General features: G+C 51.0%; 11 protein-coding genes and 1 pseudogene. 9 read left to right on the top strand and 3 right to left on the bottom strand.

The annotated features are described in order from the left end of the window. Positions 1–244 precede the first annotated feature (244 nt). Together ABCW45_RS03100 and ABCW45_RS03095 are read left to right on the top strand one after the other, a co-directional pair. Positions 245–577, top strand: coding sequence for a DUF3870 domain-containing protein (locus ABCW45_RS03100; protein ID WP_015553518.1), 333 nt, complete (start codon positions 245–247; stop codon positions 575–577). A gap of 269 nt (positions 578–846) precedes the next feature. After that, a complete protein-coding gene (locus ABCW45_RS03095) occupies positions 847–1746 on the top strand; it encodes a YitT family protein (protein ID WP_343220246.1) in 900 nt (299 codons plus the stop codon). Between the two features lie 209 nt (positions 1747–1955). On the opposite strand, the gene ABCW45_RS03090 is transcribed toward ABCW45_RS03095, so the two are convergent. Both ABCW45_RS03090 and ABCW45_RS03085 read right to left on the bottom strand, forming a co-directional pair. Beyond that, positions 1956–2810, bottom strand: a complete 855-nt coding sequence (locus tag ABCW45_RS03090) for an ABC transporter permease (RefSeq protein ID WP_343220245.1) — start codon at positions 2808–2810, stop codon at positions 1956–1958. Positions 2811–2952: 142 nt separating this feature from the next. Continuing rightward, positions 2953–3711: pseudogene (locus ABCW45_RS03085) on the bottom strand (ABC transporter ATP-binding protein); the annotation flags it as partial. 394 nt (positions 3712–4105) lie between these two features. Here ABCW45_RS03085 and ABCW45_RS03080 point away from each other — a divergent pair. From ABCW45_RS03080 to ABCW45_RS03070, 3 genes are read left to right on the top strand one after another with little or no spacing between them, the layout of a single operon-like run. Next, positions 4106–5422 carry an efflux RND transporter periplasmic adaptor subunit gene (locus tag ABCW45_RS03080; protein WP_242990559.1) on the top strand — a complete coding sequence of 439 codons (1317 nt, stop codon included), beginning with the start codon at positions 4106–4108 and terminating at the stop codon, positions 5420–5422. Between the two features lie 3 nt (positions 5423–5425). After that, positions 5426–6250: an ABC transporter ATP-binding protein gene (locus tag ABCW45_RS03075; RefSeq protein ID WP_120041148.1), complete on the top strand. Its 825-nt coding sequence runs from the start codon at positions 5426–5428 to the stop codon at positions 6248–6250. Then, positions 6244–7455, top strand: a complete 1212-nt coding sequence (locus ABCW45_RS03070) for an ABC transporter permease (RefSeq protein ID WP_117567590.1) — start codon at positions 6244–6246, stop codon at positions 7453–7455. Before ABCW45_RS03075 ends, ABCW45_RS03070 begins: the two co-directional genes overlap by 7 nt. Before the next feature lie 132 nt (positions 7456–7587). On the opposite strand, the gene ABCW45_RS03065 is transcribed toward ABCW45_RS03070, so the two are convergent. Further along, a complete protein-coding gene (locus ABCW45_RS03065) occupies positions 7588–8070 on the bottom strand; it encodes a hypothetical protein (RefSeq protein WP_158553073.1) in 483 nt (160 codons plus the stop codon). 340 nt (positions 8071–8410) lie between these two features. Between ABCW45_RS03065 and ABCW45_RS03060 the strand changes: the two genes are divergently transcribed. The 4 genes from ABCW45_RS03060 to ABCW45_RS03045 all read left to right on the top strand — a co-directional run bounded on the left by ABCW45_RS03060 (position 8411) and on the right by ABCW45_RS03045 (position 11850). Next, positions 8411–9070 (top strand): HAD family hydrolase, encoded by a 660-nt coding sequence (locus tag ABCW45_RS03060; protein WP_015553508.1) that lies wholly within the window; start codon positions 8411–8413, stop codon positions 9068–9070. A 93-nt stretch (positions 9071–9163) separates the two neighbouring features. Then, entirely contained in the window at positions 9164–10324 is a 1161-nt protein-coding gene (locus ABCW45_RS03055) for a metal ABC transporter substrate-binding protein (RefSeq protein ID WP_343220244.1), read from the top strand. After that, positions 10321–11031 carry a metal ABC transporter ATP-binding protein gene (locus ABCW45_RS03050; RefSeq protein ID WP_015553506.1) on the top strand — a complete coding sequence of 237 codons (711 nt, stop codon included), beginning with the start codon at positions 10321–10323 and terminating at the stop codon, positions 11029–11031. The genes ABCW45_RS03055 and ABCW45_RS03050 overlap by 4 nt, the downstream gene beginning before the upstream one ends. Next, positions 11032–11850, top strand: a complete 819-nt coding sequence (locus ABCW45_RS03045) for a metal ABC transporter permease (RefSeq protein WP_015553505.1) — start codon at positions 11032–11034, stop codon at positions 11848–11850. It abuts the gene before it with no gap. The last annotated feature ends 152 nt before the right edge of the window (positions 11851–12002 follow it).

Below are 12002 nucleotides of genomic sequence, written 5' to 3'. Positions count from 1 at the left end.
GAGTCCCGATAAATAAAAGAATCTGTTTTCGTTGTCTCTAGTCTAGTGGAAATGCATAGAAAAGTCAATGGAAAACGAATATATTTTGTGATATACTATGTAACGGGCGCAAAAGTAAAACAAGCGGCACCGCAGATGACATTTGTTTTTCTTGCGCTGTCAGCAAAGGTTTCGTCTGCGTGAGCGGGCAGGTCGGTCACTATGAGCAATTTCTTATATCGGGGAACAAAAAGGGGTATATTATATGGAAAACAAAAACACGATCCTTGTGGTCGGCCAGGCAAAGCCGAGCAAAGAGGATGCGATCTACAATCTCCACGGGGAATTTTATATCAGTCTGATCGTGGAGCGGGATACGGGGAAGATCCTGGAACTGGACTGCAATACGATCCTTGAGGTGACGAAGCAGTTCGTGGCATCCATGTTTGTGGGGAAGAGCCTGAGGACAGACGTTCCGCTGATCGAGAAGGAGATCAGGGAGCGCTATTTTGCTTTGACGCAGAAGCCATTGATCGCGTGCATGAAGGATGCGTGCAACCGGTACCTCACGGCGATCGGGGAAAACCGCGGAAAATAATTGTACAGATGCGGAAACAAGAGAATAGAATTTTTAACATTATTAAGCCGGAGTTCTCCTCCGGTTGTTTTTTTCTCGTTTTTCAAGAGACCGATTGACAATCAAAAAAATCATGATAAAGTTAGGAAGGTCGTTTTTCTAATACCCCATACAAAACGGCAAAGAATCTGAAAACGATGGACCGATTCGGGAAAATACACCATTTGATTTATCAAATACAACAATACCGGATCGCAGCACCAAGAGTATGAAAAAGGAGTACCCCACTTATGAGTTCCTGGAATGATGTTACCAAAAAGGTACGTGAAATACGGAAAAATTTTGTTGTCCGCTGTGCGATTTCCTTCGTGGCAGTTCTGGCATCTGCCCTTCTGCAGTCTTATGTAATTCTGGCCTTTATTCGTCCGGCAGGCCTTCTGTCCAGCGGATTTACGGGACTTGCGATTTTGATCGACCGAATCGCTGAACTGTATGGATTTACCGTCTCGACATCTTTGGCACTCGTTGTTTTAAACCTGCCTGTTGCCCTGATGTGCTGCCGCAGCATCAACGTGAAATTCACGGTGTTTTCGCTGCTGCAGGTATTTTTTGCAAGCTTTTTCTTAAAAGTCTGCCACTATACTCCGCTATTTGAGAATCTGACCCTGAATGTGATCTTCGGCGGTGTGCTTTACGGACTGTCCGTTGTCCTTTCCTTAAAAGGAAACGCATCCACAGGTGGTACCGACTTTATTGCCCTCTATGTTTCCAATAAGACCGGAAAGTCCATTTGGAACTATGTGTTCATGGGAAATGTGTGTATCCTTGTAATTTTTGGACACATGTTCGGTTGGGAGTATGCAGGATATTCCATCCTGTTCCAGTTCATCTCCACAAAGATGATCTCCACCTTCCATCACCGCTATGACCGCGTGACCTTACAGATCACCACGGAGAAAGCGGAAGAGGTCATGAAGGCGTATGTCAGCAAGTATCACCACGGTATTTCCTGCGTGGACGCCATCGGCGGCTATAGCCACAAAAAAATGTACCTGCTCCACACCGTAATTTCTTCCTATGAGATCAACGATATCGTCCAGCTGATCCAGGAAGTAGATGAAAACGTGATCATAAACGTATTCAAAACAGAAGACTTCTACGGCGGATTCTACAGAGAGTCCTTGGACTAGCTTAAAATCAAAAAATATTCCCCAGAAGACATGCTCCATTATATGGGCGGTGTTTTCTGGGGATTTTTGTTTGTGAGACTATTTCTTCCAGTCACTGATGAGAGCGGTGCATGATGTTGGTAAAAAAATTTGTTTAGAAAGATTTTATGGATTAACGGATTGTCATACATCCGAAAAACCTACCGATACCAGAAGCTGTGGATGGGATTCTACTGCCTACACCTCCGTTCCAGCACTGCCACCGCCTGATACAGGATTGCGGACAGAATACAGAGGATCACGATGGACATGATCACGAGATCCAGCTTAAAGACCTGGCTGCCGTAGATGATGAGGAAGCCAAGGCCTGCCTGGGCGGAGAGAAACTCGCCGATGATGACGCCGACGAGGCAGAGACCGATGTTGACCTTCATGTTGCTGATGATAAGTGGAACAGAGCCGGGCAGCAGGACCTTTGTGAGGACATCCTTCTGTTTTCCTCCCAGCGTGTAGATCAGACGGATCTGGTCAGGATCCATGGAGAGAAAGCCGTTGTAGAGCGTTAAGATCGAGCCAAATACCGCCACAGAGACCGCCGCCGTGATGATCGTCTTCATGTTGTTGCCCAGCCATACGATGAGCAGCGGCGCGAGAGCGGACTTCGGCAGACTGTTCAATATGACAAGGTACGGTTCCAGAATCTTTGCCAGCCGCCTGCTGGACCAGAGCGCCACCGCGCCGAAGATCCCGATCCATGTCACAAGAAAAAAGCTCAAAAGCGTCTCCAAAACCGTGACTCCCGTGTGGTAAAAGATCGTCCGGTCTGCCGCCATGGAAAGAAAACAGAAGAGCACCCGGGACGGGGAACTGAAAATAAAATCGTTCAGGATCCCGATCCGGGCGCTGATCTCCCAGGAAAAAAGAAACAGGACCAGAAATAAGATCCTGCAGATGAAGATCTGCCTCCGGATCCGCCGCTCCTGCTCCAGATACCGGCACTGGGCCGGGGAGACCGCAAGATCCGCTGCCGGGATCACAGCCCGGTGCCTGCGCAGGATAAAAGAAGCGATACTATGAAATCTCATCCGGCTCACCTCCCACATTGACAGCGGTCATGAGTCCGTTTCTGGCTGCCGGTGGATTCTCATCACCGGATTCCGTTCCATTGATAATATCTGTATCTCCAGATCCGGCCCCATCGACAGTTGACGTATCATCACCATTCCCGTTCCCAAGAATCTTCCACAATTCATTAAAATAAGAAGAAAACTCCGGATAATTCCGCCGCTTCAAAGGACTCATTTCATGGTTCGGAAACCGAATCACAAGCTCCCCCTTGATCGTCCCCGGTCTGTTCGTCAGCACCAGGATCCGGTCCGCTGTGCTCACCGCCTCCGAAAGATCATGGGTGATCAGGATCGCCGTTTTCTTTCTGCTGCGGATGATCGAACTGATATCATCACAGACCGAAAGCCTCGTCTGATAATCCAGAGCAGAAAACGGCTCATCAAGAAGCAGAAGATCCGGCTCCAAAGCAAGAGTCCGGATCAAAGCAGCCCGCTGCCGCATCCCCCCGGAAAGCTCCGACGGATGCGCATCGTAAAAATACTGAAGTCCATAAGAATCCAGAAGCTCCTTCACCCGGCTCAAATGCTTTGAATCACACTTCCTCCGCACCTCAAGCCCCAGTGAAACATTCGAAAGGATCGTCCGCCACTCAAACAAATGATCCCTCTGCAGCATGTACCCGATCCCCGAAGCCCCCTTCCCGACAGAAACCCCGTCCAAAAGAATCTCCCCCCGCTCAGGGGCCAAAAGCCCGGCAAGCAGAGAAAGCAACGTAGACTTCCCACACCCGGACGGCCCGACAATACAAAGAAACTCGCCGGAATTCACATGAAACGATATATCAGAAAGGGCCTTCGTCTCTCCCTCCATGGTATGGTAGGAATAATCCACCCCTCTAACTTCCAATTTCGGAGTCATGGATACCTCACTCAAACGTACTTACTATAAAATATGTAAAAACCTCTCATCCGTGAGCCAACCGTCAAAAACAACAGCACAGTACACAACTATTATGCAGCATTGCTTATTCCTTTCTCGTCCCTCAGCACAGCCACATCCTCAACGCACAGCGCAGCGCCTGCGCTCCCGCCAGTACACAGCACAGACCAGCTTTCAGATCCTCTGAGCCCGAATCTGAAAGCTGGTCTGTGCGTACCCCCCGCCAATTCACCTCTCCCCCAAAAAACGTAAGAAAATCGCAAGAAAACCGCCAGATAAAAGACCCAAGAAAGAAACATTTCCCTGCTATACTAAATTCCAGTGTTAAAATAATCACATTTAACATAGAAAACCTCGGAAGGAACACATGAGTATGAGCAGTGAAGAAAAAATCTCACCAGAAGAATTCGACAAAGAACTAGACTCCCTACTGGCCGGAACCACAGAAAAGAAACCCAAAAACCCAAAGAGAAAAAAGATCATAATCGCCGCCGCCATTGCCATCCTCGGAATCACCGGCATCAAACTCCTGTCCGGCGGAAAAGATATGGTCCCCGTCGTGGACACTGTGACTCCAACCCGCAAAACCATCCAAAACCGCCTCACCGTCACCGGCCCCATCTCCGGAACCGACAGCGTAGACGTCGTCTCAAACCTCCACGCTGAGATCCTCGAAATTCCCGTAAAAGAAGGCGACAAAGTCACAAAAGGCCAGCCTCTGGCAGTCCTCGACGATTCCGACGTAAAAAAAGAAGCCGACATCGCCAAAAACGACTACGACCTCGCCGTGACCACCTGCGCCGAAAAAGATAAAGAAGCAAGAAACGGCTACGCCAAAGCCATCCAGGACCTGAACACCGCCCAGGCCAACTACGACCGCACAAAAGCCCTCTTTGATGGCGGCAGCGTCCCCAAAGTTGATCTTGAGACAGCGGAAAACGGTCTCCACGACGCAGAACGGGAATGCGACTCCTACACAATAAAAAACGGATCCGCCGTCGCCGATGACTCCTACCGCCTCCAGATCGAAAAAGCAAAATTCGACTACGAAAAAGCCGTAGAGCAGTTAGATAATACGATATTAAAAGCCCCTATCGATGGCACCGTCGTCCGCGTCAACACAAAAGTAGGCCGCTTTGCCGACAAAATGGAAAACGACGCCCCACTCTTCGTGATCGAAAACCTCGATAACCTGGAACTCGAGATCAAAGTCAGCGAGTACACCATCGGAAAAGTCGCCGTCGGCCAGGAAGCCGAGATCTCCGCGGACATCTTAAACGGTGAGACCGTCCACGGCGAAGTCATCTCGATCTCCCCGACCGGCGAAGAAAAAGGCGGCGGTTCCAGCGAGCGCGTCATCCCCACAAAGATCCGCGTCACAGATCAGGACACAAAACTGATCGCTGGAATCACCGCCCGCGCGTCCATTGTCCTGGAAGAATCCGAGAACGCCCTGACAGTCCCAGTCTCCGCCGTGATGGAAAAAGACGGAACGAACTACGTACAGGAGATCAGTGACGGAACCGTATCCTGGGTTCCGGTGGACATCGGTGTGGAAGGCGATGTGGAGATGGAGATCATCCCGGTGGAAGGGAGCTCCCTGGATGAAAACTCCGTCCTGATCGCGGAGCCGGGAGAACAGTACACAGATGGAATGGCAGTCACATCATCCGGAAAACAGGGGGAATAAACAATGTTTGAAAAACTGACAAGATCCCGCTACATGACGGAAAACGTGACAGACGAGCTGATCCGCCTGGAAAACCTCGTAAAGATCTACGACACAGGCGCGATCCGGGTCATGGGACTAAAGAAAATCAACCTGACGATCCACCGCGGTGAGTTCGTTGCGATCATGGGACACTCCGGATCGGGAAAATCTACCCTGATGAATATTTTAGGCTGCCTGGACCGCCCGACACTGGGTCACTATTACCTCGACGGGATCGACACGGCGGCCCTGTCCCCGGACGAACTCTCCGCGGTGCGGAATAAAAAGATCGGCTTCGTGTTCCAATCCTTCAACCTGATCTCCAGGACATCGGCGTTAAAAAATGTGGAGCTCCCGATGACCTACGCGAGGATCCCGAAAAGGAAAAGGACGGAGCGGGCCATGGAACTGTTGGAGTGCGTGGGGCTGGAAAAACGCGCCGGACACATGCCCAATGAGATGTCCGGCGGACAGAGACAGCGCGTTGCCATTGCGAGAGCGCTGGCGAACGAGCCGCCGCTGATCCTGGCGGATGAACCGACGGGAAATCTCGATACAGCCGCGTCCATCGAGATCATGGAGATCTTCTCAGAACTCCACAAGGCGGGAGCCACCGTGATCGTTGTCACCCACGAGGAAAATATCGCCGCCTTTACGGACCGGATCATCCACTTCTCGGATGGTCAGATCATCAAAGATGAGATCAACGAAAACCCGACAAAAGGAAGCGGTAAAGTCCACATGAAAGGTCTCTACAGACATTTCCGGAAAACAGCCGGAACAGAGAGTGGGGTGGTCGGATGCTAGGCGAAAATATGATCATGGCCTTCCATGCCATCATGGCGAACAAGATGCGCTCATTCCTGACGATGCTGGGCATTATCATCGGAATCGGTTCTGTCATCTCCATCGTTTCCATCGGCGATACGATGCGCGGGCTGTTCGCGGACCTCTATAAGGACGCGGGGGCCACCCAGGCGGTGGTCTCCATCGGATACAACGTGGAGGATGTGCGGGACAGCGATTACTTTACCCTGGATGAACTTGATAAGATCAAGGAAGTCTTCGGGGATGAGATATCCTATATCGACAGTTACGCCAGCGTAAATTCAGAAGTCCTTGCGGGACGGACAAACATGAAATTTGACTTCCAGGGGATCGACTGGAATTTTAGCGATGTCCAACCGGTGACCATGATTTCCGGACGTTATTTAAACGAAGGAGATATCCTTGGACGAAAGAAAAATGTGGTGATAGAGGAGGAGAGTGCCAGAAAACTTTTCGGAACGGAAAACGCGGTGGGAAAGACCTTCCGGACCACCGTCTACGGGGATACAGACATGTATACGGTAGTCGGTGTCTATAAAAAAGAGATGAGCGCCTTCCAGAAGCTTTTGACCGGAGGCTCCGGCGATACGGGATCCGCGTATATCCCGTATACACTGCTCACGTGGCCGAATGACCAGTTCTATTACTGCCGTTTGTACGCGAAAGAGGGAACGGACATGGTAAATTTCATGTCAAGGCTGACGGTGTATCTTGGGAAAATTAAGAATAGAAACGCGGAAGATTTCTATACGAATACGGTGGCGGACGAGATGGGATCCATCGACAGCCTCATGGGCGGACTTTCCATGGCTGTGGGCGGGATCGCTGCGATCTCTCTCCTGGTGGGCGGCATCGGGATCATGAACATCATGCTGGTGTCCGTCACGGAGAGGACCCGCGAGATCGGTATCAGAAAGGCGCTCGGTGCAAGGACCCGGGATGTCCTGATCCAGTTCCTGACAGAGTCCGCGATCCTGTCCGCTCTGGGCGGAATCATCGGCGTTCTTCTCGCTGTGAGTCTCGTGACGGCGGGCGGCGCGGCGCTTGGACTCCCTGTTGTGATCAAACCTGGGATCATCCTTCTTGCGGTATCCTTTTCGGCCGTAGTCGGCATCTTCTTTGGGATTTACCCGGCGTCGAAAGCCGCAAAGGCGGATCCGATCGATGCTCTGAGATATGAATAAAGAGGAACTGCCGATCAATGGGACATATGCAAGAAACGTATTATTGGAACGGATGCTATATGGACCGGCAAAAAATCCCCGCAGGATGCGGAAAAACGATCCTGCGGGGATTTTTAAAATTTATGCCAGTGACTATTCTACAAGCGCACCATTCACGTCAACGGTGTATCCGTCCGGAGTCTCACAGTTTACCATGAGAGTGCCCTTGAAGCCATCGCCTTCCTCGTGGAAATAGTACCACTTGCCGCTGATCTCGTGCCAGCCGGTGAAGAGAGCGCCGGTCTTAAGGTCCATGTAGTACCAGTTGCCGTCATCCTTTACCCATCCGGTCTGCATGATATTGTCATGACCGAAATAGTACCAGGTTCCATCGATCTCCAGCCAGTAATCGGTAGCTTCGAGACCTTCCGCAAAGTGATATTTATAGGTACCGTCAGAAAGCTTCTCCCAGGCACCGCCTGCCGGGGACTTTAAACCGCGGCGGCGTCCGCCGTTTGTGCTGCGTTTGTATGTGCCGGATACAACAGTTCCATCTATTGTATCAGCAGCCTGAGCTGTGATCATGGTTCCGAGAGCCAGTGTTGCAGCGAGAGCTGCGATGCAAAATTTTTTCATAAACGTACCTCCTGGGATTTCGTCTTTTGGTACAAAAATGCACATAAAATATATGTAGATTTGTCCTTTTCATATAGATATATCCTAATATGGAAACTGGAAAGAGTCAATGGGATTTAAAAGGAATTTATGGAAAAAAACTGTAAGAATGACTGAAACTGTCAGAAATATACGACTGATGCTTCTCATTCCAAATCGGCAAAATCCACTAGCCGTGTACAGTAATAAAAGAACGGACAGAGCCCTATATATGCGCAGAAAGGTATTGTCATTTTTTTTTTAGTGTGATAAAATGAGTGGCACAGTTTTTGATTCGTTTTTGCTTTATATGGAGGCAGATATGAAATATAAGTGTCTGATCTTTGATCTGGATGGAACGCTGGTAAACTCGATCCATGCGCTGACATACTGTACGAACCTTTCACTGGAGAAGTTTGGGCTCGGTCCTTTGACAGAGGAACAGATGATGACCATCGTCGGCGATGGATATAAAATGCAGATGAAACGTTCCCTCGCGGCCTGCGGGGATACGGATGAGGCGCACTACGAGGCGATCCTTCCTGTATATATGGAGATATTCGGAAAATACTGTAATTATGAGATGCATCCTTACGATGGAATCGTGGAGCTCACATCGAAGGCGAAAGAGCTGGGTTTAAAGATTGCTGTTGTATCCAACAAGCCTGATGCCCAGGCGAAGAAGACCGTAGAATATGTATTCGGCGCGGGATATTTTGACACGGTGATCGGGGAGCAGGAGGGCGTTCCGAAGAAGCCGGATCCGTCGGGAGCATTGAAGGCGGCGAAGATCTGTGGCGCGGATCCGTCAGAGTGCCTGTATTTTGGAGATACGAATACGGACATGAAGACTGGAAAGAACGCGAAGATGACGACGGTGGGAGTTCTCTGGGGATTCAGGGGCCGTGAGGAGCTTGCGGCATTCCAGCCGGAATTTCTGCTTGAGAAACCGCTTGATATCTTAACGGAGATTGAAAAGTAGCTGTTTGGCAGACCTGTGTAGATGCGGCATGACTTATCAATGTGCCATAAAAAGGTGACAGCAGCCCGCGCGTTAGATACCGGAGGAAATGGATTGAAGGATTTTAGAAAAACAAGACGAAAACGGATAGAAGCATGGCTCACCGCAGCGATGTTTCTTTTTGGTACCCTGACAGGCTGTGGCTCTGTTAGTGACACACACGGAGATGTGGGAACTCCGAATGATGGAAAGCTGAAAGTTGTAACGACCCTGTTCCCGTACTACGATTTCACGAGACAGATCGCGGGGGATGCCGTAGATCTTTCCATGGTGATCCCGGCGGGACAGGACAGCCATTCCTTTGAGCCGACACCGGCAGATATCCGCCTGATCCAGAACGCGGACCTTCTGATCTGCAACGGTGGTGCCATGGAGCAGTGGGTGAGCCAGGTTGTGGCATCCCTGGATTCGGAGAGCTTAAAGGTCATCACGATGATGGACTATGTGGATACCGTGGAGGAAGAGATCGTGGAAGGCATGGAGGACGCAGGTGAGGAACATCACCACAGCCATGCGTCGGCAGACGATACCCACGATGACCACGACCATGATGAGGCGGTCCATGCTGATGACGATGATCACGATCACGATGCGGAAGATCATGACCACACGGATGATGAACACGATCATGATGCGGAAGATCACACACACACGCACGATGATGACGACGCAGACTACGAGATCGAATACGACGAGCACATCTGGACTTCCCCGGTGAATGCCATGAAGATCACCCAGGTGATCGCGGACACGCTTCAGGAGATGGACTCGGCGGACGCGGACACCTTTGCGGCAAACGCAGAGGATTATCTCGGAAAACTTAAAAATCTCGATCAGGAATTCCGCAATGTGGCAGACGGCGCGGACTTAGACCTCATTGTCATGGCGGACAAGTTTCCGCTCCGCTATTTTGCGGACACTTACGGACTCCGATACCGGGCAGCGTTTTCCGGCTGCGCCTCCGACACGGAGCCAAGTGCCAAGACCATCGCCTATCTGATCGACAAGGTGCGGGAGGAACAGATCCCGGCGGTCTATTACCTGGAACTCTCCAGCCACCGGGTGGCGGAGATCATCAGCGAGGAGACCGGTGCGAAGCCGCTGTTATTTCACTCCTGTCATAACGTGACGAGAAGAGAGTTTGATAACGGCGTCACCTATCTGGAACTGATGGAACAGAATGTTGTCAATTTACGGGAAGGACTTTATCGATGAACCAGCCATTATTAAAATGTGAACATGTGGACTTTGGATATGAAAATTATGACGTGGTGAAGGACGTGTCCATGGAGATCAATCCTGGGGACTACCTCTGCATCGTCGGCGAGAACGGATCCGGAAAGAGCACCCTGATGAAAGGACTCCTGGGACTTATAAAGCCCACCGGCGGTGTTCTGACGCTGGCGGACGAGTTGAGACGGTCCGGAATCGGATATCTCCCGCAGCAGACCCCCGCCCAGAAGGATTTCCCTGCGACGGTACAGGAGGTCGTGATCTCCGGCTGCCTTGGAAAGCGTGGAAATCGTCCGTTTTATTCAATGGAAGAGAGGAAGCTTGCGGCGGTCAACATGGAAAAGCTCGGAATCACGGATCTCAAAAAGAACTGTTACCGGGATCTCTCCGGCGGACAGAAACAGCGCACCCTGATCGCGAGAGCCCTCTGTGCTACGGACAAGCTCCTGATCCTGGACGAGCCGATCACGGGGCTTGATCCGGCGTCCACCCAGGATTTCTACGCGGTGATCCGCCATTTAAACCGGGATGAGAAGGTGGCGGTCCTCATGGTCTCCCACGATATCGGAAATATCGTGACCCAGGCCAACAAGATCTTACAGTTGAAACAGACGGTCCAGTTTTACGGGAGCGTGGATGAGTATAAGAAATCGGAATTCGGAAGAGAATTCCTCGGAGGTGAGAACTAAATGGGACTTTTACTGGAAATGTTTTCCTATCCGTTTCTCGTGCGGGCGATGATCGGCGGGATCTGCATCTCGCTCTGCGCGTCGCTCCTCGGCGTCAGCCTTGTGCTGAAACGGTATTCGATGATCGGTGACGGACTGTCCCATGTTTCCTTCGGGGCACTCTCCATCGCGGTGGCCTTTAACTGGGCACCTCTCGCGGTATCGATCCCGGTGGTGGCAGCGGCGGCGGTCCTGCTTCTTCGGATCACGGGAAACGGAAAGATCAAGAGTGACGCGGCGATCGCGATGATTTCCGCAGGATCTCTCGCCATCGGTATCATCGTCACATCCCTGACGACGGGAATGACGACGGATGTCAGCAGCTATATGTTCGGAAGTATTTTAGCAATGAGCCGCGAGGACATGTACTTAAGCGTAGTCCTGTCCCTGGTGGTCCTCGGCATGTTTGTGATCTGCTACAACAAGGTCTTTGCCGTGACCTTCGATGAGAGCTTCGCGAAGGCGACGGGTGTGCGGGTCTCCGCCTATAACCTTCTGATCGCGGTCCTGACTGCCATTACGATCGTTCTCGGTATGAGAATGATGGGTGCCATGCTGATCTCGAGCCTTGTGATCTTCCCGGCACTGACATCCATGCGGGTATTTAAGAGTTTCCTCGGCGTTGTGGTATCCTCGGGCGTTGTGTCTGTGGTGTGCTTCTTTATCGGGCTCATTCTTTCCTATGTATATTCAATTCCGGCGGGAGCCAGCGTTGTTGTGGTGAACCTGGCGATGTTCGGGGGGTTCAGTGTCGTTCAGATGGTGAAGCAGTCGAGATAGGGGAGAAACAGCAGGATGCCAGCAGATACGTAATCGCAAGCGCTCAATGAGGCTGGATTTTGCCAGATCCTGAAGACTGTACAAGAAAACAATATTATATGAGAAAATTTCTCGTATTTCTGCCGCTTTCCAGACATCCGCTGGAAGCGGCA

Origin of the sequence: Pilosibacter fragilis, from assembly GCF_032490495.1 — a bacterium.
In the GTDB taxonomy this organism is placed as follows: Bacteria; Bacillota; Clostridia; order Lachnospirales; family Lachnospiraceae; genus Pilosibacter; species Pilosibacter fragilis.
The sequence above is the reverse complement of the archived record's forward strand: the minus strand, read 5'-3'. Positions and strand labels throughout refer to the sequence as shown.

Excerpts from the sequence above, each read along its gene's own strand:
- ABCW45_RS03065 (WP_158553073.1), bottom strand. The coding sequence starts at position 8,070 with ATGAAAAAATTTTGCATCGCAGCTCTCGCTGCAACACTGGCTCTCGGA.
- ABCW45_RS03070 (WP_117567590.1), top strand. The coding sequence starts at position 6,244 with ATGCTAGGCGAAAATATGATCATGGCCTTCCATGCCATCATGGCGAAC.
- ABCW45_RS03050 (WP_015553506.1), top strand. The coding sequence starts at position 10,321 with ATGAACCAGCCATTATTAAAATGTGAACATGTGGACTTTGGATATGAA.
- ABCW45_RS03060 (WP_015553508.1), top strand. The coding sequence starts at position 8,411 with ATGAAATATAAGTGTCTGATCTTTGATCTGGATGGAACGCTGGTAAAC.
- ABCW45_RS03075 (WP_120041148.1), top strand. The coding sequence starts at position 5,426 with ATGTTTGAAAAACTGACAAGATCCCGCTACATGACGGAAAACGTGACA.
- ABCW45_RS03080 (WP_242990559.1), top strand. The coding sequence starts at position 4,106 with ATGAGCAGTGAAGAAAAAATCTCACCAGAAGAATTCGACAAAGAACTA.
- ABCW45_RS03045 (WP_015553505.1), top strand. The coding sequence starts at position 11,032 with ATGGGACTTTTACTGGAAATGTTTTCCTATCCGTTTCTCGTGCGGGCG.
- ABCW45_RS03095 (WP_343220246.1), top strand. The coding sequence starts at position 847 with ATGAGTTCCTGGAATGATGTTACCAAAAAGGTACGTGAAATACGGAAA.
- ABCW45_RS03100 (WP_015553518.1), top strand. The coding sequence starts at position 245 with ATGGAAAACAAAAACACGATCCTTGTGGTCGGCCAGGCAAAGCCGAGC.
- ABCW45_RS03090 (WP_343220245.1), bottom strand. The coding sequence starts at position 2,810 with ATGAGATTTCATAGTATCGCTTCTTTTATCCTGCGCAGGCACCGGGCT.